18 protein-coding genes are annotated in these 21,264 nt (G+C 36.4%); 11 read left to right on the top strand and 7 right to left on the bottom strand.

Going from position 1 to position 21,264, the window contains the following annotated elements; genetic code table 11:
- Positions 1-9: 9 nt before the first annotated feature.
- The 4 genes from HX005_RS03030 (at position 10) to HX005_RS03045 (ending at position 6,819) form a co-directional block, all read left to right on the top strand.
- A complete protein-coding gene (locus tag HX005_RS03030; protein ID WP_286376234.1) occupies positions 10-3,189 on the top strand; it encodes an efflux RND transporter permease subunit in 3,180 nt (1,059 codons plus the stop codon).
- A complete protein-coding gene (gene adeK, locus HX005_RS03035) occupies positions 3,189-4,643 on the top strand; it encodes a multidrug efflux RND transporter AdeIJK outer membrane channel subunit AdeK (RefSeq protein ID WP_286376387.1) in 1,455 nt (484 codons plus the stop codon). The genes HX005_RS03030 and adeK overlap by 1 nt, the downstream gene beginning before the upstream one ends.
- Before the next feature lie 76 nt (positions 4,644-4,719).
- Positions 4,720-5,193 carry a hypothetical protein gene (locus HX005_RS03040; RefSeq protein WP_286376235.1) on the top strand — a complete coding sequence of 158 codons (474 nt, stop codon included), beginning with the start codon at positions 4,720-4,722 and terminating at the stop codon, positions 5,191-5,193.
- 438 nt (positions 5,194-5,631) lie between these two features.
- On the top strand, positions 5,632-6,819 hold the full coding sequence (locus HX005_RS03045) for an ammonium transporter (RefSeq protein WP_286376236.1): 1,188 nt from the start codon (positions 5,632-5,634) through the stop codon (positions 6,817-6,819).
- A 47-nt stretch (positions 6,820-6,866) separates the two neighbouring features.
- Here the strand turns inward: HX005_RS03045 and HX005_RS03050 are convergent, their stop codons facing one another.
- Positions 6,867-7,568 carry an HAD family hydrolase gene (locus tag HX005_RS03050; RefSeq protein ID WP_286376237.1) on the bottom strand — a complete coding sequence of 234 codons (702 nt, stop codon included), beginning with the start codon at positions 7,566-7,568 and terminating at the stop codon, positions 6,867-6,869.
- A 124-nt stretch (positions 7,569-7,692) separates the two neighbouring features.
- On the opposite strand from HX005_RS03050, the gene HX005_RS03055 reads away from it, so the two are divergent.
- Positions 7,693-8,370 carry a phosphatase PAP2 family protein gene (locus HX005_RS03055; protein ID WP_286376238.1) on the top strand — a complete coding sequence of 226 codons (678 nt, stop codon included), beginning with the start codon at positions 7,693-7,695 and terminating at the stop codon, positions 8,368-8,370.
- Positions 8,371-8,565: 195 nt separating this feature from the next.
- On the opposite strand, the gene HX005_RS03060 is transcribed toward HX005_RS03055, so the two are convergent.
- The 4 genes from HX005_RS03060 to HX005_RS03075 form a co-directional block, all read right to left on the bottom strand.
- Entirely contained in the window at positions 8,566-9,897 is a 1,332-nt protein-coding gene (locus HX005_RS03060) for an ATP-binding protein (RefSeq protein WP_286376239.1), read from the bottom strand.
- A gap of 3 nt (positions 9,898-9,900) precedes the next feature.
- Complete coding sequence (locus tag HX005_RS03065; protein WP_286376240.1) at positions 9,901-10,581, bottom strand: response regulator transcription factor; 681 nt, start codon at positions 10,579-10,581, stop codon at positions 9,901-9,903.
- 12 nt (positions 10,582-10,593) lie between these two features.
- Positions 10,594-12,255 carry a phosphoethanolamine transferase gene (locus HX005_RS03070; RefSeq protein WP_286376241.1) on the bottom strand — a complete coding sequence of 554 codons (1,662 nt, stop codon included), beginning with the start codon at positions 12,253-12,255 and terminating at the stop codon, positions 10,594-10,596.
- A gap of 135 nt (positions 12,256-12,390) precedes the next feature.
- Entirely contained in the window at positions 12,391-13,680 is a 1,290-nt protein-coding gene (locus HX005_RS03075; RefSeq protein WP_286376388.1) for an MFS transporter, read from the bottom strand.
- A gap of 134 nt (positions 13,681-13,814) precedes the next feature.
- Between HX005_RS03075 and HX005_RS03080 the strand changes: the two genes are divergently transcribed.
- From HX005_RS03080 to HX005_RS03105, 6 genes are all read left to right on the top strand, one after another.
- Entirely contained in the window at positions 13,815-14,441 is a 627-nt protein-coding gene (locus HX005_RS03080) for a lysophospholipid acyltransferase family protein (RefSeq protein WP_286376242.1), read from the top strand.
- A gap of 66 nt (positions 14,442-14,507) precedes the next feature.
- Positions 14,508-15,428 carry a patatin-like phospholipase family protein gene (locus tag HX005_RS03085; RefSeq protein ID WP_286376243.1) on the top strand — a complete coding sequence of 307 codons (921 nt, stop codon included), beginning with the start codon at positions 14,508-14,510 and terminating at the stop codon, positions 15,426-15,428.
- 137 nt (positions 15,429-15,565) lie between these two features.
- Entirely contained in the window at positions 15,566-16,036 is a 471-nt protein-coding gene (locus HX005_RS03090) for an NfeD family protein (RefSeq protein ID WP_107007484.1), read from the top strand.
- Positions 16,037-16,062: 26 nt separating this feature from the next.
- Positions 16,063-16,917 (top strand): SPFH domain-containing protein, encoded by an 855-nt coding sequence (locus HX005_RS03095; protein WP_107007483.1) that lies wholly within the window; start codon positions 16,063-16,065, stop codon positions 16,915-16,917.
- A 157-nt stretch (positions 16,918-17,074) separates the two neighbouring features.
- On the top strand, positions 17,075-18,571 hold the full coding sequence (gene putP / locus HX005_RS03100; protein WP_286376244.1) for a sodium/proline symporter PutP: 1,497 nt from the start codon (positions 17,075-17,077) through the stop codon (positions 18,569-18,571).
- Positions 18,572-18,680: 109 nt separating this feature from the next.
- A complete protein-coding gene (locus HX005_RS03105; protein ID WP_107007481.1) occupies positions 18,681-18,872 on the top strand; it encodes a hypothetical protein in 192 nt (63 codons plus the stop codon).
- 76 nt (positions 18,873-18,948) lie between these two features.
- Here the strand turns inward: HX005_RS03105 and HX005_RS03110 are convergent, their stop codons facing one another.
- Positions 18,949-19,860, bottom strand: a complete 912-nt coding sequence (locus HX005_RS03110) for a polyprenyl synthetase family protein (protein WP_286376245.1) — start codon at positions 19,858-19,860, stop codon at positions 18,949-18,951.
- A gap of 210 nt (positions 19,861-20,070) precedes the next feature.
- Entirely contained in the window at positions 20,071-21,015 is a 945-nt protein-coding gene (locus tag HX005_RS03115; protein ID WP_286376246.1) for a GGDEF domain-containing protein, read from the bottom strand.
- Positions 21,016-21,264 lie beyond the last annotated feature (249 nt).

The raw sequence follows: 21,264 nt of genomic DNA on the forward strand, positions 1-21,264 counted from the left end.
GTAGACTCAATGGCTCAATTTTTTATTCATCGCCCAATCTTTGCATGGGTGATTGCGTTAGTCATTATGTTGGCGGGTGTTCTCACGCTAACAAAAATGCCGATTGCGCAATACCCAACGATTGCGCCACCAACAGTCACAATTTCTGCGACTTATCCTGGTGCATCTGCTGCAACTGTTGAAAATACAGTGACACAGATCATTGAACAACAAATGAATGGTCTGGATGGTTTACGTTACATCTCATCTAATAGTGCGGGTAATGGTCAAGCCTCTATTTCTTTAAACTTTGAACAAGGTGTCGATCCTGATATCGCGCAAGTTCAAGTACAAAATAAATTGCAATCTGCAACTGCACTCTTACCTGAAGATGTACAACGTCAAGGTGTACGAGTAACGAAGTCTGGTGCAAGTTTCTTACAAGTTTTAGCGTTCTACTCTGAGTCAGATAGTCTGTCAGCAAACGATATTAAAGACTATGTAAACTCAAATATTTCTGAACCTTTAAGCCGCGTTGCGGGTGTAGGTGAAGTTCAAGTATTTGGTGGCTCTTATGCGATGCGTATTTGGCTTGATCCTGCAAAATTGACAAGTTTAGGCATTACACCGAGTGATGTTGCAGGAGCAATCCGTGCGCAAAACTCACAAGTTGCTGTGGGTCAATTAGGTGGTGCGCCATCAATTCAAGGGCAAGTTCTCAATGCCACAGTCAATGCACAAAGCATGCTTACAACACCTGAGCAGTTCAAGAATATTTTCTTGAAAAATACGGCTGATGGTGCTCAAGTACGTTTAGGTGATGTTGCACGTGTTGAACTCGGTGCTGATAACTATCAATTTGACTCTAAGTTTGATGGTAAACCTGCAGGTGGTGTTGCAATTAAACTTGCTACAGGTGCGAATGCTTTAGATACAGCAAAAGCTGTTGAAGCACGCATGGTCGAGTTACGTAAAAACTATCCTGCGGGTATGAAAGATAAATTGGCATTTGATACAACGCCATTTATTAAATTATCCATTGAAAGTGTAGTACATACCTTAATTGAAGCCATTATTTTGGTTTTCTTGGTGATGTTCTTATTCTTACAAAACTGGCGTGCAACCATTATTCCAACAATGGCTGTACCTGTCGTTGTATTGGGTACATTTGCGGTTATTAATGTTTTTGGTTTCTCAATCAATACCTTGACCATGTTTGCCATGGTGCTTGCAATCGGTCTATTAGTCGATGATGCGATTGTTGTTGTTGAGAACGTTGAACGTGTCATGGTGGAAGATCATCTTGACCCTGTAGAAGCTACAGAACTTTCAATGAAACAGATCTCTGGTGCATTGATTGGTATCACATCTGTATTGACTGCTGTATTCGTTCCAATGGCATTCTTTGGTGGAACAACTGGGGTCATTTACCGTCAGTTCTCTATTACACTTGTAACTGCAATGATTTTATCCTTGATCGTTGCCCTTACCTTCACTCCTGCACTTTGTGCTACGATTTTAAAACAGCATGATCCACATAAAAAACCAAGCAATAGCATCTTTGCGCGTTTCTTTAGATGGTTCAATGATGCCTTTGATCGTACTGCTGAAAAGTACAAAGGTGGTGTAAACTTCATGACACACCATAAAATATTCTCAGGAATTGTTTATGCAGGTGTGATTGCAGTATTAGTTGTATTGTTCAAAATGTTACCGTCTTCGTTCCTTCCCGAAGAAGACCAAGGGGTGGTCATGACTTTGGTGCAATTGCCACCAAATGCAACTTTAGACCGTACTGACAAAGTGATCGATACGATGACTAAATACTTTATGGAAAATGAGAAAAAATCTGTAGAGTCTGTATTTAGTGTTTCAGGTTTCTCATTTACAGGTGTAGGTCAAAATGCTGGTTTAGCATTTATTCAGTTGAAAGATTGGAAAGATCGTACAACACCTGAACAACAAATTGGTGAAATCATTAAACGTGGTATGGCACTCAATATGATTGCCAAAGACGCGTCATATGTTATGCCTTTACAATTACCAGCAATGCCTGAATTAGGTGTTACTGCAGGCTTTAACTTCCAGTTAAAAGCGGCTGGTGGTCAAAGCCATGAGCAACTTCTTGCAGCACGTAATGCTATCTTAGGAATGGCATCACAAGACAAACGCTTAACAGGTGTTCGTCCAAATGGTCAAGAAGATACACCTCAATATCAAATTAATATTGATCAAGCGCAAGCGGGTGCAATGGGTGTAAGTATTGCAGACATTAACTCAACCATGAGCATGGCTTGGGGTGGTTCATACATTAACGACTTTATTGATCGTGGTCGTGTGAAAAAGGTTTATGTTCAAGGCGATGCAAATGCACGTATGATGCCTGAAGATTTAAACAAGTGGTATGTACGTAATAATAAAGGTGAAATGATTCCTTTCTCTAGTTTCGCAACTGGACAATGGACTTATGGTTCACCTCGTTTAGAGCGTTATAACGGTATCGCTTCAATGAACATTCAAGGTTCACCTGCTCCTGGTGTGAGTTCGGGTGATGCAATGCTCGCAATGGAAGAAATTGTTGCAAAACTTCCATCTATGGGCTTACAAGGCTTTGACTATGAATGGACAGGTTTATCGTTAGAAGAACGTGAGTCTGGCGACCAAGCACCATTCTTATATGCGCTTTCATTACTCATTGTATTCTTATGTCTTGCTGCACTTTATGAAAGTTGGTCAATTCCATTCTCTGTATTACTAGTTGTTCCACTTGGTATTGTGGGTGCGATGGGCTTAACTTGGTTAGGTATGGTGCTTTCAGGCGATCCAAATCTTTCAAATAACATCTATTTCCAAGTTGCAATTATTGCAGTCATCGGTTTATCTGCAAAAAATGCGATCTTGATTGTAGAATTTGCCAAAGAGTTACAAGAAAAAGGTGAAGAACTGTTTGAAGCAACACTTCATGCAGCAAAAATGCGTTTACGTCCAATTATCATGACAACTTTAGCATTTGGTTTTGGTGTACTTCCATTGGCTTTAGCAAGTGGTGCTGGTGCAGGTAGCCAACACTCTGTGGGTTATGGTGTATTGGGTGGGGTAATTAGCTCAACATTACTCGGTATTTTCTTTATTCCTGTATTCTTCGTATGGATCCGTAGTATCTTTAAATACAAACCTAAGAATCAAAATCTCCAGGAGCAAAAATCGTGATGCAAAATCTATGGTCTATTTCAGGTCGTGGCATTGCGGTATCTGCACTTGCGCTTGCTTTGACTGCATGTCAAAGCATGCGTGGCCCAGAACCCGTAGCACAAGCCAATATTCCGACTAATTATCTTGAAAGTGCATCGGGTACGTCTATTGCTGAACAAGGTTATAAAGAATTTTTTGCAGATCAACGCTTGCTCCAAGTCATTGATCTTGCATTAACCAATAACCGTGATTTACGTACAGCAACGCTAAATATTCAACGTGCACAACAACAGTATCAAATTACTGAAAACAACCAACTGCCAACGATTGGCGCAAGTGGTAGTGTATTACGCCAAGATCAAGGCGTTGGTGCACAAACACGTTATAATGTTGGCTTAGGTGTGACTGCATATGAATTAGACTTTTGGGGTCGTGTTCGTAGCTTAAAAGACAATGCCTTAGATAGTTATTTGGCAACAGCAAGTGCACGTGATGCAACGCAAATTTCTTTAATTGGTCAAGTAGCACAAGCTTGGCTTAATTATTCATTTGCGAATACTCAATTGAAACTCGCAGATCAAACGCTAAAAGCACAACTTGACTCTTATAACCTCAACAAAAAACGTTTTGATGTAGGTATTGATAGTGAAGTTCCTGTACGTCAGGCACAAATTTCTGTAGAAACTGCACGTAATGATGTGGCTAACTACAAAACGCAAATTGCTCAAGCACAAAACTTGCTTAATTTGTTAGTAGGACAAACTGTTCCTGCAAACTTATTGCCAACTCAACGTGTTAATAAAATCACCAACAACTCCGCTTTAGCGGCTGGTTTGCCAAGTGATTTATTAACACATCGTCCTGATGTACGCGCTGCTGAATATAAACTTTCAGCAATGGGTGCAAATATCGGTGCAGCAAAAGCACGTTTATTTCCAACCATTAGCCTAACAGGTTCGGCAGGTTATGCTTCTACTGATTTAAGTGACTTATTTAAATCGGGTGCATTTGTATGGTCTTTAGGTCCAAGTCTTGATATTCCACTTTGGGACTGGGGCACACGTAAAGCCAATGTAAAAATTTCAGAAACAGATCAAGAAATTGCTTTGTCTGATTATGAAAAATCAATTCAAGTGGCTTTCCGTGAAGTAAACGATGCTCTAGCAACTCGTCAAAATATCGGCGAGCGTCTTGCAGCACAACGCCGTTTAGTTGATGCAACCAATACAACTTATAAGCTTTCAAATGCTCGCTTCCGTGCTGGTATTGATAGCTTCTTAACAGTACTAGATGCTCAACGCTCTTCATACTCATCGGAACAAGGTTTGTTATTGCTTGAACAAGCGAACCTAAATAACCAAGTTGAGTTATACAAAACCTTAGGTGGTGGTGTAAAAGCCAATACATCTGACCAAATTGTTGTACAGCCTTCTACTGCTGAGATTAAACAACAATCTGGACAAGCTAAATAATTTTTATATTTAAATCAGCTCACTTCGGTGAGCTTTTTTATGAGAAATACTCACCCTTCCAAATCAGAAAAATAAAATGTCTCATCATCAAACACAACTTCTATCTGATATATGTACTTTTTTAGAGCGTTTTTCGATTTCATATCAAAGCTTAGATTTTGAAATCACTGAGTATATTAACCACTCTTTAGCACCTTTTTGGCGTGGTTCAACAAGCAAAATTGATTGGGAACTCTGCTCGACTACACCTGTTCAAAAAATAGAATTTCCGTTCTTTACTCCAATTGACGCTCAAATCACGCAACAACTTATAGAACAAGCCAATTTTCATGTACTACAACACCCACAGATCATTTTATATTTTTCAGGTATGAGTTCATGCCTATTACTCGAAAGTAGTGAATTTCAAAATACTATTTTCTATTTTATGGATAAATTCTGTTATTTAGACATCTTTTTCATATTTGCAGCACCATCTATTTTAGAGCACCAGAAAATAAGTGATTTTTTAGAAATTCAATTATTTCAATACTTTTGTGGGCATATATAAATTTTTCAACATTTAGACTGATCTTATATCACCCAAAATCATATTCTAGCTAAAGTCATAAATGCACAAAATGAAGTCTATTCACCAGTAACTTCTGCCATTTATGCATCATTTCTAGCAACCATGATCAAAAATCATGCACCATTTATCGAAGTTTTAATTGATACTTCCATTTTTATAAAACATAAAATGTGATATTCAATATTGTTTAAAAAATTATTCATTATTTTTCAAAAACTTAGATTGATAACCATATTGCAAAAACGCACTATTATAGTGCATGAAATCCGACTTGGTGCAACGCTTTGCTTTATATCGAGTCTTGGCTTGTCTTCTCGATTTTTGATCAATTTTTCCCTTATCTTCGCCTCTTCACGACGCAAAATAGCTCGTTATACTTGAACCAAACTGTGACATATAGCACCAAATAAGTACCCTATGCAAAATATCGACCTTCTATTTCTTCTTCTCGGTGCAATTCTTGTACTTGCAATGCATGCAGGATTTGCTTTTTTAGAACTTGGCACGGTTCGCCATAAAAATCAGGTGAATGCGCTCAGTAAAATTTTGACTGATTTCTCTATTTCCGCAATCGCCTATTTTTTTGTAGGTTATTATATTGCTTATGGTCAGCATTTTTTCCATTCAGGTGCACAACTTTCTGCTGAGCATGGCTATAATCTCATGCGCTGTTTCTTTTTACTGACTTTTGCTGCTGCAATTCCTGCCATTATTTCAGGTGGAATCGCTGAACGCGCCAAAATGCGAACACAAGCCATTGCAACATTATTTTTAGTGGCTTTGGTTTATCCTTTTTTTGAAGGAATTGCTTGGAATGGTAATTTTGGATTACAAGAATGGCTAAAAAATACATTTGGTGCATCTTTTCATGATTTTGCAGGTTCTGTGGTCGTACATGCGGTAGGTGGTTGGATGGCATTAGCTGCTGTCATTTTATTGGGTGCTCGTCATGGTCGTTATAAGAAAGATGGTCGTGTCAGTGCACATCCACCTTCTTCTATTCCTTTTTTAGCACTTGGCTCTTGGATTTTAATCGTAGGCTGGTTTGGCTTTAATGTCATGAGCGCACAACGTTTAGATGCAATTTCAGGTTTAGTTGCCATCAACTCACTCATGGCAATGGTCGGCGGCACGATTTCTGCTAACTTTTTTGGTAAGGAAGACCCTGGGTTTTTACATAACGGTCCATTAGCAGGTTTAGTTGCAATTTGTGCAGGCTCAGACATTGTGCATCCTATCGGCGCATTGTTGATTGGTATGTGTGCAGGATTCTTTTTTGTCAAACTCTTTACTTATACACAAAATAAACTAAAAGTTGACGACGTACTTGGTGTATGGCCATTACATGGTGTATGTGGTGCTTTTGGTGGCATCGCTGTGGGCTTATTTGGGCAAAAATGGTTAGGTGGTTTAGGTGGCGTTGCAATGATGTCACAAATTTTAGGAACTATTTTTGCGATTATTATTGCTTTAGCTGGCGCATTTACTGTCTATGGTGTTTTAAAAGTTACAATGGGCATTCGCCTCAGCCAAGAAGATGAGTTTCGTGGTGCAGACCTTTCCATTCACAAAATTTCAGCAAACTCTGAAGATGCTATTTTCTAGCAATGACTTTCTATATTTAACAGCAACAATAATGTTGCTGTTTTTATTTATAAATAATCTAAAACCTGTTGTAATGAATCAATGCGATGAGGAATATGCTCAACATCTTGATGAAAACCATTTAACAATATTGCATTCAAACCCGCACCTGTTGCACCTACATAATCATTAATAGGATGATCACCAATATATAAACTTTGTGCTGGCTGAACCTGTAAACGCTGACAAGTTTGCAAAAAAATTTCAGGTTTAGGCTTACTCACGCCAACCAATTCAGAACTGATAATTTCATCAAAATAATGACTAAATGCTAAACCTTCTAAAATTTTTAAACGTGTTGCATGACCGCCATTAGAAATTACAGCCAATTTATACTGTTGCCCTTGTAAATATTGCAATAATTCTACTGCACCTTGCATGGCAACTGCTGCTAAACCAAACTGTTGAAACCAATAATGGGTTAATTCTTCAAGAGGAGGGGTTTTTGACCAAAGTAATTCTTGAGTGAGCGCATAACCAACAGATGCAGCAATACTCGGATGAGTTAAAAACTCTTTTTTAGGATATCCTCCCTGATCAATCCGTCGAATAATATTTATAGTTTGCTCTAATAAGCTTACTGATGAAGTTACCTGCTCGACTAAACAAGAAGAATAATATTGTAAAAAATTTTGGGCATAACGCACTATGCTTTGATCTCTATGCGTTAAAGTATTATCTAAATCAAAAATTACCGCTTGAATATTCATAATCATTCATCAAAATAAAACAGCATTTTCTATTCAAAATGCACAGATAGATTAATCCTCATTTAAGTTTAAACTGTTTAAATGATCAACTATATTTCCATCTATCTTTTACATTTAATTCGATATGCTTCTATCAAAATTTAATAAAATAGCATTAACCTATATATTTATTAGCCTAATCACTTTTGCAATATTATGGCTCTTTTTTCCTGTTGGTGGTGCAATAGATCAATATCTTATTCATCCTTGGATGGATCAATCTGGACATTTTTTGTATCGTGATAATTACTATTTAGTACAATGGAACCATAAATATTTAAAATATCTACTCATTATTGTTTATGTGAGTTTTCTATTTTTATGGCTTGCCTCTTTTAAATTAGAAAAACTAAAACCTTCTCGCTGGCTTTATGGTTATATGTTTTGGGTGAGTTTATTTTCAATGGCTGTGATTGGTCTATTAAAATCACAATCTCGCCATGCATGCCCATGGAATATGATTCAAATGACAAGCTCTGGATTTAATTGGGATTTTTCTGCAACACAAGGACATTGCTTTCCGGGGGGACATGCTTGTTCAGGTTTTGCCTTAATAACAGGGTATTTTGTTTATCGTTTGGCTTCACCTCGATGTGCTTATATTTTTCTTGGTTTAGGGTTAATTTTAGGTTTTGTAATGGGTTGGGGGCAAATGATGCGAGGTGCACATTTTCTCAGCCATAACCTTTGGACTGCTTGGGTTATTTTTGCCATCAATGCATTCTTATATCTTATTTTCTATAAAAAATTTAAAGCAGCCTAATTTAATGATTACTAGGAAAAATCACCATTCTTTTAAATATCAGTAATTTGAAAACTATTATGATTAATTACCCTTATACTCAAAAGTTAGATAAAACGTCATGATAGGTAAAAAGGTTCGGTTTGAGCCCTTTTACCTCATCTCACAGAAAAATATCACTATCAAATTGTAAATACAAAATTGATCAATTTTGCATTACTTTTCAATCAACTGTGTAGGTAACTTCACTAAAACCTCAAGCCCACCCAACTCTTCACTGCGTAAAAGCTGTAACTCACCATGTAAATGCTGTACTGCTTTATCTACAATTGATAGACCTAAACCACTTCCAACTTCTAAGTGATGATGCACGCGATAGAAACGTTTCAGCACTTTGTCATATAAGTCAGCGTCTATGCCTGCTCCACTGTCCTCTATCTTGATCCATGCAAAACCATGTAAGTCTTCAAAAACTGAAATGTTAATAATGCCTGTATTAGGCGTATATTTAATTGCGTTATCAATTAAGTTAAAAATAATCGAATGAACACTTTGTTCAATACTATACATTTGCACAGTATCATTTCTTAAAAAACCTAAATCAATGTCCTTTTGCATGGCTAAATTAACCAATTGTTCAACACAATTTAATGCCACATCATTTAACTGAAAGTGAGTTGCAATGCGCTCATTTCTTAAAGATGAATCTTGTTTTGCAAGCGCTAAAAGTTGTGTAACTAAATGCTGCATTCGCGCTAAACCTTTACTTAAATTCAATAAGTTGGGGTCTTCAGGAAATTGACTCATTAAAATTTTAGTTTGTAAATTTAAAGCTGTAATTGGCGTCCTGAGTTCGTGTGCTGCATCTGCTACAAATTGGCGCTGTTCTTGTTGCGATAACGAAATTCGTTCAAATAAATGATTCATTTCATTGATCGTAGGGATTAATTCTTGAGGATAATCATTATTTTGAATAGAGGATAAAGAGTTCGGATCACGTCGTGATAATTCAGACTTAAACGTATCCAAAGGTCTTAAACTTCGGCGAATAATTAAAATCAAACCCAATAAAGCCAGTGGCATAATCACTAAGTAGGGCAAAAACATCGTCCCTGCTAATTCAAAAGCGAGGTGTTCTCTGACTTTAAATTGTTGGCTAATTTGAATCTGATATTGTTCAGTAGGCAGCACATAAGCGATCCATGTACCATGTTCAGTTTCTTGGGTATAAAATCCTGCTTTAGTTTTAGGTTCAATCAGATAATGATTTTCATGGGTTAAATCTTTACGTTCAGAATATGCCCAAACATCAACAAATAAGTCTTCTTCATGATAACGTTTTTGATGACTAAATTGACTTTCTAAAGGACGAACATTTTTCTCCAAACGTTCAGCCAAATACACCATTTGTGCATCTAAAATCTCAGTCGTTTCATGTAAAGAAATTTTATATGCAGTGAAAATAAGCACGCATCCTAAGATGACACTAAATAAAGAAACATAAGCGATTAAACGCTTTCGAAGGGAATAGTGCTGATTTTCTTTCATATACTAAGCTACGCTTTGCCCTAGTCGATATCCCAAACCACGAATTGTACGAATAAAATCTTTACCTAATTTTGAACGAATGTGATGTACATAAACTTCGATGGTATTACTATTAATTTCACTATCTAAAGCATATAACTTATCTTCTAAATTGGCTTTAGAAAATATTTTGTTTGGATGAGTCATCAATGGAATAAGAATTGCCCATTCACGTTTAGAAAGCTCTATAGCTTCACCTTTGAATATGGCTAGATGTTGTTCCACATCTAAAACGAGATCACCATTTTTAAGAATTTCAGCATTTGCCTGTAAAGACTTAGTTTGGTTTGCACGTCTTAATAAGGCTTGAATACGTGCAATTAACTCATCAAATTCGTACGGTTTAATCAGATAATCATCTGCTCCTTGGTTTAAACCATCCACACGATTTTGTAACTGATCACGCGCTGAAATAATTAATACAGGTGTTGTTACACGTTGACGGATTTGTTTTAGCACCTGCATGCCATCCATCATAGGCAAACCCAAATCAAGTAAAATCAAATCAAATTGTTGCTGAGTTAACTGTTTGATGCCATCTAAACCGTTATTGACCCATTCCACTTCATATTGATGAAAACGCAACAATGTCAGCGTTGATTCAGCAATCATAAAATCATCTTCTATCATTAAGATTTTGGTCATGTTTGATTTCCTTTAGCTACGTACAGTACATTGACTGAGCATATTGTTCTTTTGGTTAATCACCTGAGTTTTCACATCTAACAAACTTAAGACACTTGGAAATAAATTATCCTGACTTAGAGATTTATTTTTTTGTGCCGCTAAACACTCAATTTGTTGAGCATGAGATTTTTTCCAATCATCTGAAAACCAAAGAATCATAGGTACATGTGTTTGCTGTGTTGGTGCAATCGCATAAGGCGCACCATGTAAATACATTCCGTGTTCACCTGTCGACTCACCATGATCAGAGAGATACCAAAAACCAGTACGATATTGTGTTTGGGTTTTCAATAATTCAATCACTTGATTCAGTACATCATCAGTATACACAATCGTATTATCATAACTGTTTAATAATTCTTCACGTGTACATCCTTGAATCGCATTTGTATCACAAGTAGGTTTAAATTTTTGATACTGCGCTGATGCTCGTTTGTAATACGCAGGACCATGACTGCCCATTTGATGCAATACAATTAAACGTGGGGTTTTATCATCTTTTGCAATTTCAGATAAATATTGTTTTAAACTATCAACCAAAATACCATCTAAACATTCCTCATCTTTACACCATTTTTGTTTTAAGTTTTCAGGAATTTTGTACTGCTCTACACGATTACATGTGCCCTTACACCCTGAGTTATTATCAATCCACGTTACTTTATAACCCGCACGTTGCGCGATATCTAACATACCTTCACGATGACTTGCCAATTGCTCATCATATTCCTTTCTTGGCATACCAGAGAACATACATGGGACAGAAACTGCTGTCGCTGTGCCACATGAGCTCACTTGGCTATAGTTTAAAATTCCTGTCTGTTTTGATAAATTTGGATTGGTATTTTTAGCGTAACCATTTAAAGAAAAACTTTCAGCACGTGCCGTTTCACCCACAACCAACACCATAAGTTTAGGATGGCGTTGTGTTGAAGTATCTTCAACTAAATGAGCATCTTCACCATAATGAATCAAAGGTAAATTTTGTTTAGGTGCTCTTTTATGAAAATAAGAGCTGGTTGCAGCAAAGACATTTTGTGGAGAAATCATGCCTTTTAAATCACGATGCTCACGGAAAATAGCAGCAAAATCGACATAATAAATAAATAAAAAGCAACCAATTACGGCGATAGATGCAAAAGCACTCGCCACTTTTTTTAAGATAACTTTAGACCATGATTCTGTACCGATCTGTATCCACAACACAAAAGCGATTGGCAAAACAACAAAAGCAAAAACCCATAATATAAAACGTAATGAGATCAAATCACGAACCTCAGCAGGATCCGTTTGCATCATATTTTGGACTTGATCAGGTGAAATCACTACGCCTAAAGAATTCACAAAATATGCACTAAATCCACCTACAAAAAGCAACACAATCGTGATGACTTTCTGCGTCCATTTCCATGCAAAAATTTGTAAAATTAAGTTATATAAAGCAACTAAAATACAGGCTGTTGCTGCTAAAAAAACATAAGATTTAAAGCCTTGATAAGGCGTTAACCGATGAATTTGCTGATAAAATGCAAAATTTAAACATACACCCAACCACACAGCCATTAATAAACTAAATACTGTAAGAGAAACTGTTCTTTTTTTATCTGTAATTTTCTGAATAAAGCCTAACATCTCGGTCTGATCAACTCATAAAAGATGCTTTACTTTAAAAAATGAACCTTAAGAATCACTTAATTTAAACTGAATTGGCTTTAAGAAAACACTTTAATACCATGAAAAAAATCAATTTTTCTATATACCATTTTATTACATTGGTTTAATTTTCATCTTTTCTTGAGTTAAAAAAATACGATACCATAATATTAATGGTATAAAACTAACCAAACCGATCACCAAAATTACCACTAAATAATGGAAATAACCTAAAGCATCACCCAAAATACCACTTAGGCTATATAACAACCCACTCACCAATGCCATGATTGATACTTGAAATGTAAAGTCAGTCCCTGCATGGCTTTTACGACTATATTGCATTACTAAAGTTAAAACAACGACCAAGAGCATTGCAGAAAACATGTCTTCTAAGGCATTGATCAAATAAATTAAATGTGTATTGATCTGCTGCTGATATTCAAATTGATATGCCAAAGCGACATAACCGAAAAGACTCAATAACTTTAAAAGTGAAAAAATAATTAAAGCCTGACCACGAGAAAAATAGTGTAAAAATATACTCGCTATAGCAGCACCACCTAACGCAGCTACAGCACCAAGCATAGTGATATAAATACCTATTTGTGCATAAGATAGCCCCAAGTCAACCAATAAAGGTTTCGTTATGGGTCCCATTAAGCCATCTGTAATTTTTATACTGCAAAGCACAATCAACCAATACAACATCATTTTACTTTGAACAAAATAATGCAAATATGCTTTGAGTTTGGGTAATACATCATACGGAATGAGCTTGTTATTTTTGCTGGTTTTTTCAAAATTGACCTGATGAATAGGCTCTTTATAAAATAAAATAGGAAAAATATTCAGTAATACAATACCTGCCAAAACCCAAAATGTCGTTTGCCATGTCAAACGATCAAGTGCCCACAAAATTGCCCCACCACCAACAATAAAACCCAATCGAGAACCTACAACCTGAAACATATTGCCCCAGTGTTGTTGCTCTCCTTTTAAAATATTGACTGCCAAAGCATCGGTTGCAATATCTTGTGTGGCACCAATGCCATTCATGAATAACAAAGCAATAAAGAACCCAAACAAATACATTGGCTGATTGAGTGCTTGAATGGGTAAAAAAGACAAAATGATTAAGATCATCACAGTCAAAAGCTGGCTAGGTACAATCCAACTTCGATAATGCCCCCAAGCTGATCCCCCAAAACGGTCAACCCAAGGTGCCCATAAGACTTTGATTGCCCAAGGTGCCATCAATAAACCAAAGCCACCAATATGTGCTAATGACACGCCTTGCGCACGTAAAATCACAGGCAGTGCATGCGTCATAAAACCCACAGGTAAACCTTGTGCCCAATACAAAGAAAAGAGCAAAACATATAAATGTGATGCTTTTGCTATATTAAGATTGACCTTTTCATACACCTGAGCTGCGCTCCAACACACTTATATTGACCAATTATTACAATTTATCCATGTAATCTTTTACTTGAAAGTTTAATATTTACAAATAGTTTTAGCTTGATGTAAAAACAATGACATTACATTTTCCAGAACTACCCGATCAAGTTCCCCAACGAGGAACCAAAAAAAGTAGAGCTTTATTTAGAAAACTATATCTTGCACAAGGTTGGCGCTTTGAGGGCGAATTTCCAAATTTACCTAAAGCGGTTGCGATTGTGTCACCACATACCTCAAACTTTGATGGTTTATATGCTTTTTTAGCCATGCTTGGCATTGGCTTGCGTGTCACTATTTTTGGAAAAGATAGCTTATTTAAGCCCCCTTTTGACCGTATTTTTAAATGGATTGGTGTCATTCCTGTACAACGTGACTCGCCGCATGGTCTCACTGAGCAAATCATCAAGGTGATACAACATACTGAAAAAATTTGGATAGCAATAGCACCTGAAGGCACACGTAATAAAGCTGAAAAAATAAAAAGTGGTTTTTACCACATCGCAGTAGGTGCACACATTCCAATTGTAATGTTTGCTTTAGATTATGACCATAAAGTGATTCGTTGTTTAGGTGTATTACACCCAAGCGGAGATTATGAAGCCGATTTAGCATGTATTTTTCAGTATTATGAAGGTAATTTTTCACCTAAAAACCCTGAGCGTCTGGCAAAACCGTTACAAAAACTGTTTAAAAAGCGCTAGAAAATAATGGCGTAATCTGTTCAGATGATGCCCATATTTTGCCTCATTGATGAATAGACAAGTACCATGCAAGTGAAACATTTCGGTCTGATTGGTTTAATGGGTTTAGCCCTTGTTGGTTGTGATAAAACGACACAAACAGCACCCAAAACCTCTACAACAATTCAAGCACGTGAACCTATCATTGCCCTTGCACTTGGCGGCGGTGGTGCTAAAGGTTTTGCACATATTGGTGTGATTAAAGTGCTCGAATCACATGGAATTAAACCTAAAATTGTGACAGGTACAAGTGCAGGCAGCTTTGTCGGTAGTATTTATGCAAGTGGTAAAACACCTTATCAAATGCAACAAATTGCTCAACAGCTTAAAGAGTCAGATCTTCGTGATTTAACCTTAAACAGACAAGGGATTGTATTAGGTGAAAAACTCCAAAACTATGTCAATAGTAATGTGAGTAATAAACCAATTGAAAAATTTCCGATCCGCTTTGCTGCGGTTGCAACACGTTTAGATAACGGCAAAAAAGCTGAGTTTATTAAAGGTAATGCAGGTCAAGCAGTACGTGCTTCTTGTAGTATTCCTAATGTTTTTGTACCTACGACCATTGGTAAAACTCAATATGTAGATGGTGGCTTAGTCAGCCCTATTCCTGTGCAAACAGCCAAAAATATGGGGGCTGATATCGTCATTGCTGTTGATATTTCCGCACGCCCTTCAGGCAGCCAACCGATCAATATGTGGGGTTTACTCGACCAAACCATCAATATTATGGGGCAACAAAGTATTAACTCTGAACTTTCACAAGCCAACATTGTGATTCAACCTAAAGTTGGGCATTTGGGTACTTTAGATTTAAAAGCAAGTAATCAAGCCATTTTAGAAGGTGAAAAAGCAGCACAATTGAAGATCACTGCCATTCAAGCTGCGATTAACAATTTCAAAAAATCTCCAGCAGCCTTTAAACCTGCACCCAAAGCAGCAATTTAATTTTGCTCAAGCTGAAAATTTGATGTAATACATCTACTCAAATAAACTGATTTTTTAATACTCAATCTAGTTTTGATCTGTTACATTGATATAGATGATCCGTCATCTATATCAATGATCACAATTCGAGTAGATGTATGAATTTTATTATAGAACCTTGGCACTGGTTAGTGTTGGGCGTTTTGCTCATGATTGCTGAGCTCATTTTACCTTCCTTTGCTGCTTTGTTATTTGGTATTGCAGCAATGCTTGTTGCCGTATTTTCTTGGCTTTTTCCATCCTTATCTTTTTCAACCCAAGTCATTCTTTGGATTATTTTTTCAATCACATGCACCGTACTTTGGTTTAAATTCATTAAACCGCTCTCCATTGATAAAACTAAAGCGGGTTTACCGCGTGAAGCCACAATTGGTCAAGTTGGCATGGTGATTCAAATCAACTTAGCACATGATCAAGTCAAAGTTCGTTTTCCTATGCCTGTTTTAGGTGCTGATGAATGGAACTGTCGAACACTTTCTCCTGTTGCTGTAGGTGATCGGGTTCGTGTCATTGATATTTTGGGTAATGATTTAGTCATTCAGCCCCATCAAAGCACATCATCTTTATAATGATTTTTAAAAATGAGGAATAAAAAATGTCAGTTGCTTCAATTATTGTATTAGCACTCTTAGTTTTTGTTGGTGTCACTATTTTTAAAGGTGTACGTATTGTTCCGCAAGGTTATAAATGGATTGTGCAGCGTTTAGGAAAATATGATAGTACTCTAAATCCTGGGCTCAATTTTATCATTCCTTATGTAGATGAAGTTGCTTATAAAATTACCACCAAAGATATAGTCTTAGATATTCCCTCCCAAGAAGTGATTACACGTGACAATGCTGTACTTTTAATGAATGCTGTCGCCTATATTAATATTACTACTCCCGAAAAAGCAGTTTATGGTATTGAGAATTATACATGGGCGATTCAAAACCTCGTGCAGACCTCACTACGTTCTATCGTGGGAGAAATGGATTTAGATGATGCATTATCTTCACGTGACCATATTAAAGCAAAGCTAAAAGCAGCGATTTCAGATGATATTTCCGACTGGGGGATTACGCTAAAAACTGTTGAAATTCAAGATATTCAGCCTTCACCAACCATGCAGTCAGCAATGGAAGCACAAGCCGCAGCCGAACGCCAACGTCGTGCTACAGTGACCAAAGCAGATGGTGAAAAACAAGCTGCTATTTTAGAGGCAGATGGTCGCTTAGAAGCTTCTCGTCGTGATGCAGAAGCCCAAGTGGTCTTAGCTGAAGCATCACAAAAAGCCATCGAAATGGTGACCAGTGCAGTTGGAGATAAAGAAATTCCTGTCGCATATTTATTGGGTGAACAATATGTGAAAGCCATGCAAGACATGGCAAAATCTAACAATGCCAAAACTGTTGTCTTGCCTGCTGATATCCTAAATACGATTCGTGGCGTTATGGGTCGAAATCAATAATTTATATAATTTTCAAATAAATAGGTCATTTTTAAATGATCTATTTTTATTTTGCACAATAAATAGTCAGCAAAAATTGTGAATTTATGCTTAAATTTCACGTTATTTTTGAAATTTAATCATTTCAATTGTTGTCCACCATACACTTGGATTGCGTATGAGCTCCCTAGACCCTACCTTAATTACCTTTATTTTTTATATAGTCGCCATGTTGGTTATTGGCTTAATGGCTTACCGAGCAACTCAAGATTTTTCTGACTATATTTTAGGTGGACGTCGTTTAGGAAGTTTCGTCACTGCCTTATCGGCAGGTGCATCTGATATGAGTGGCTGGTTACTCATGGGCTTACCAGGCGCGATTTACTTATTTGGTTTATCCAAAATCTGGATCGCTGTTGGTCTCATCATCGGTGCATGGCTCAACTGGCTGTTGGTGGCAGGTCGTTTACGTGTACATACTGAAATACAAAACAATGCGCTAACCTTACCTGATTATTTTTCAAATCGCTTTGATGATCGTAAAAAAGTCTTACGTGTCATTTCAGCAATGGTCATTCTGATTTTCTTCGCAGTTTATTGTGCTTCTGGCATGGTGGCAGGTGCACGTCTTTTCGAAGGTATGTTTGACATGTCATACAATAATGCCCTTTGGATTAGTGCGATTGCGACCATCAGTTATGTATTTATTGGTGGTTTCTTGGCAGTCAGTTGGACTGACACCATTCAAGCAACTTTGATGATTTTTGCTTTATTACTGACCCCTATCGTTACCATTTTGAGCATTGGTGATTTATCACATGTCACTATGGCACTTGAAGCTGCTCGCCCACAAGCTCTAGATTTATTTACCAATTTAAGTACAGTTGCTGTGTTGTCATCTTTGGCTTGGGGTTTAGGCTATTTTGGTCAACCACATATTCTTGTGCGCTTTATGGCAATTGACTCAGTAAAATCTATTCCAAATGCACGTCGTATCGGAATGAGTTGGATGATTCTCTGTTTAGGTGGTGCAGTTACAGCAGGCTTCTTTGGTATTGCATTCTTCTATTTAAATCCAGAATTAGCGAGCAATGTAACAGCAAATCATGAAACGATTTTTATAGAATTAACCAAGATTTTATTTAATCCATGGATTGCAGGTATTGTACTTGCTGCAATTTTGGCTGCTGTTATGAGTACATTAAGCTGTCAGTTGTTGGTCTGCTCAAGCACTTTGACTGAAGATTTTTATAAAGCTTTTATTCGTAAAAATGCCTCACAAAAAGAGTTGGTTTGGATCGGTCGATTGATGGTTTTACTGATCGCAATTTTAGCGATTGTACTGGCACATGATCCTGATTCAGAAGTTTTGGGCTTAGTTGCAAATGCTTGGGCAGGCTTTGGTGCAGCGTTTGGTCCACTGATTATTTTATCTTTGTTCTGGAAACGTATGACGTTGTCAGGTGCAATTGCGGGTATGGTCGTGGGTGCTGTGGTTGTGATTCTTTGGGTCACTGTTCCTCAACTCATTCAGACAGATCTTTATTCGATTATTCCGGGCTTTATGGCTTCTATGATTGCCATTATTGTAGTGAGTTTAGCGAGTAAAAAACCAAATACTGCAATTATTGAGCGTTTTGAAAAAGCAGATCAACTCTACCAAGAATCAAAATAAAAGCGTATTCTATAAGTTATTGAAAATAGGGTTCAAAAGAGCCCTATTTTTAATTCAAACAACTTGAATTTCTTAAAATATAATCATAAACATACGTTGGAAAATAAAATTGAAAAAACTTAAACATTTATATCTTAGACCACAAGACCCACCTTTTATTTGGCTTGCTTCTTTCGTTTTTATTGCAAAAAAAGAACAATGGACAAAGGGAGAAATTCAAAAAATTGTCCAGACTGTTAAACACTTAGATGCTGCATCATGTTATCAAACATTGACCAGTTTTATAGAAAATCACAAATAAATCGAGTCTTAGAAAAAATAAAAGTTGAAATCTAAATCGGTTTTAGATTTCAACTTTTTTAAATTAAAACTCAGCTTTAACTTTTACGTGAAAGCAAAAATTGAGAAATTTGATTGAGTTCTAAGGCATTTTCACCAAAATAAGAAAGTGCTTCAAAGGCTTGATTATGCAGACTCTGAGCATAGATTTTTGCTTGTTCCAAACCCATTAATGCAGGATATGTTGATTTATCAACTTGTTCATCTTTACCTGCTGTTTTTCCTAAAGACTCAGTATCTGAAATGATGTCCAAAATGTCATCTTGCACCTGAAATGCAAGACCTATGCTTTGCCCAAATTGTCTTAATTGAGGAATTGCCTGATCTGTACCTTTAAAAATAGTAACTGCAGCCATCATAATTGCTGCCTGAATTAAAGCACCTGTTTTATTACGATGAATATTTTCTAGCTGAGCCTGATCTACATGCTTACCTTCAGCCTGTAAATCAAGGACTTGACCACAAACCATTTTTGAAGATGCTGTCGCTAAAATTTGCATTTGTTTTAATACAATTTCAGCCTCCACTGCTTGCATCTGATCAAATAATCGGCTTCCCAACACCTCAAAAGCCATTGATTGTAAAATATCACCCGCCAATAAAGCGGTATCCTCACCAAAAGCAGCATGACATGTCGGTTGTCCTCGACGTAATAAATCATTATCCATACAAGGCAAATCATCATGTGCCAACGAATAACAATGTATTAATTCAATCGCAATAGCCGCACGGCGCACTGCTGCAAAGTTAGGATTATTTTCCTGTAATTGTGAAGTTGCATAACATAGAGCAGGACGAACACGCTTCCCGCCTAACATTACAGCATGATGTACTGCCGACTTTAAGGGTTCAGGAAGAGAAAAAGCCTCTAATGCTGTTTGTAAATCCTGCTGAATACGCTGTTGCGCTTGCTTTAATACATCTGCATTCACATTAGAAATTGCGGTCACTTTTGCCTCGAAATTCAAATGGTGAGTCATTTAACTCAATATTTTAGCCTTGCTCATTCTACCCTGAAATGCCTGACTAGACATCTATTTCAAAACAATTCCTATTGTTATGTTTCTGCGCTTTTATTGTATAAAGACGCAACGCATTCTTAGGCTTTAGATTGATCATCTTCAAATCTATTTATGGTTATTTTAGTTAACCTATTTCACTTATGTACTTAAAACATGAATCGAGTTTTGACCTTGTGCTTTTGCCTGACGCACAGCAAGATCTAACTGTTGTAAAATATCATGATCTTGTTCAGCGCTCAGATGATAAATACCAATTGAAGCTGTTAAAATTTCGTTTTTTAATGTATCTAGAGCAATATTTTCCTGCATAATTTTAATTTTTAAACGTTCTGCTAAAGTTAACACAGCCCACTGCGTCATTCCCTGTACAACGATCACAAAACTTGCTGAATTTAAACGAAATATATGTGCATAGTCTGCGTTTAACTCATCATTTAATAGTCGTCCAATTTCAGTTAAAATTTCATCACCGTAAGTGTAACTATGTACTTGATTAAACTTTTTAAAATGATCTAAATCAATTTTCATAAATGCATATAAAGTTTGCTTATTTTTTACAACTTTTTCTTGAATAAAACGATCAAAAGCCATTTTATTTGGCAAACCTGTAAGATCATCAATAAATAAATGATCATGTAACTTTTGATTATTTAAAATTAAAACTTTTTCACGGCGCTTTAAACGCGTGACATCGGCACAAATTAAAATCACTGCATTAATATTTTTTTCAATATCATGCAATACCTTAAAATAAGATAAATAAAAATGTCCTTTAGAATAAAACTCAAAATTTGCTTGTTCTTCACCATCTTGAAATTTTTCAATCGCCATGATGAAGTGCGAATAAATAATATTCGAAAAATTATTCAGCAATTTACCACTTAAATATAATGCATCACTTTGGAAAATATCTGCAAATTGCTGATTTACACCAATTAAACGCGAATCCATTTCTAAAATTGCGATCGGTAAAGGTAATCTTGAAATAAACGAAACTAAATCAATTTTTTCTAGATTTTTTAAAGCTTGTATAAAATCAATATCAGACAAAATCTGATTAATCTGTGGTTGTTCGTGTTCCATACATTACCCCTTCAGTATGAGTATTCATCCAACTATTCTCTATTTATATTCAAATACATTAGACTTCGTTGCATGCCTATTGGTCTTCTATGATCTTGACTTAAAGCACAAAAAAATGCGTAAGAAATAGCTTTAAATATCTTTCTGAAAAGTCATGTGATTTTGAATGCGGCTCATTATAATTTTTTATACTTTAAAAATATATCTAATTTAAGAAAAGATTAAAAAATAATCACCATCATCTTTTAT

Source organism: Acinetobacter sp. R933-2, assembly GCF_030325485.1.
Lineage (GTDB): Bacteria > Pseudomonadota > Gammaproteobacteria > Pseudomonadales > Moraxellaceae > Acinetobacter > Acinetobacter sichuanensis.

Bases quoted from the DNA above. Each gene is read 5' to 3' on its own strand.
- HX005_RS03030 (WP_286376234.1), top strand. From the start codon at position 10: ATGGCTCAATTTTTTATTCATCGCCCAATCTTTGCATGGGTGATTGCG.
- adeK (WP_286376387.1), top strand. From the start codon at position 3,189: ATGCAAAATCTATGGTCTATTTCAGGTCGTGGCATTGCGGTATCTGCA.
- HX005_RS03040 (WP_286376235.1), top strand. From the start codon at position 4,720: ATGTCTCATCATCAAACACAACTTCTATCTGATATATGTACTTTTTTA.
- HX005_RS03045 (WP_286376236.1), top strand. From the start codon at position 5,632: ATGCAAAATATCGACCTTCTATTTCTTCTTCTCGGTGCAATTCTTGTA.
- HX005_RS03050 (WP_286376237.1), bottom strand. From the start codon at position 7,568: ATGAATATTCAAGCGGTAATTTTTGATTTAGATAATACTTTAACGCAT.
- HX005_RS03055 (WP_286376238.1), top strand. From the start codon at position 7,693: ATGCTTCTATCAAAATTTAATAAAATAGCATTAACCTATATATTTATT.
- HX005_RS03060 (WP_286376239.1), bottom strand. From the start codon at position 9,897: ATGAAAGAAAATCAGCACTATTCCCTTCGAAAGCGTTTAATCGCTTAT.
- HX005_RS03065 (WP_286376240.1), bottom strand. From the start codon at position 10,581: ATGACCAAAATCTTAATGATAGAAGATGATTTTATGATTGCTGAATCA.
- HX005_RS03070 (WP_286376241.1), bottom strand. From the start codon at position 12,255: ATGTTAGGCTTTATTCAGAAAATTACAGATAAAAAAAGAACAGTTTCT.
- HX005_RS03080 (WP_286376242.1), top strand. From the start codon at position 13,815: ATGACATTACATTTTCCAGAACTACCCGATCAAGTTCCCCAACGAGGA.
- HX005_RS03085 (WP_286376243.1), top strand. From the start codon at position 14,508: ATGCAAGTGAAACATTTCGGTCTGATTGGTTTAATGGGTTTAGCCCTT.
- HX005_RS03090 (WP_107007484.1), top strand. From the start codon at position 15,566: ATGAATTTTATTATAGAACCTTGGCACTGGTTAGTGTTGGGCGTTTTG.
- HX005_RS03095 (WP_107007483.1), top strand. From the start codon at position 16,063: ATGTCAGTTGCTTCAATTATTGTATTAGCACTCTTAGTTTTTGTTGGT.
- putP (WP_286376244.1), top strand. From the start codon at position 17,075: ATGAGCTCCCTAGACCCTACCTTAATTACCTTTATTTTTTATATAGTC.
- HX005_RS03115 (WP_286376246.1), bottom strand. From the start codon at position 21,015: ATGGAACACGAACAACCACAGATTAATCAGATTTTGTCTGATATTGAT.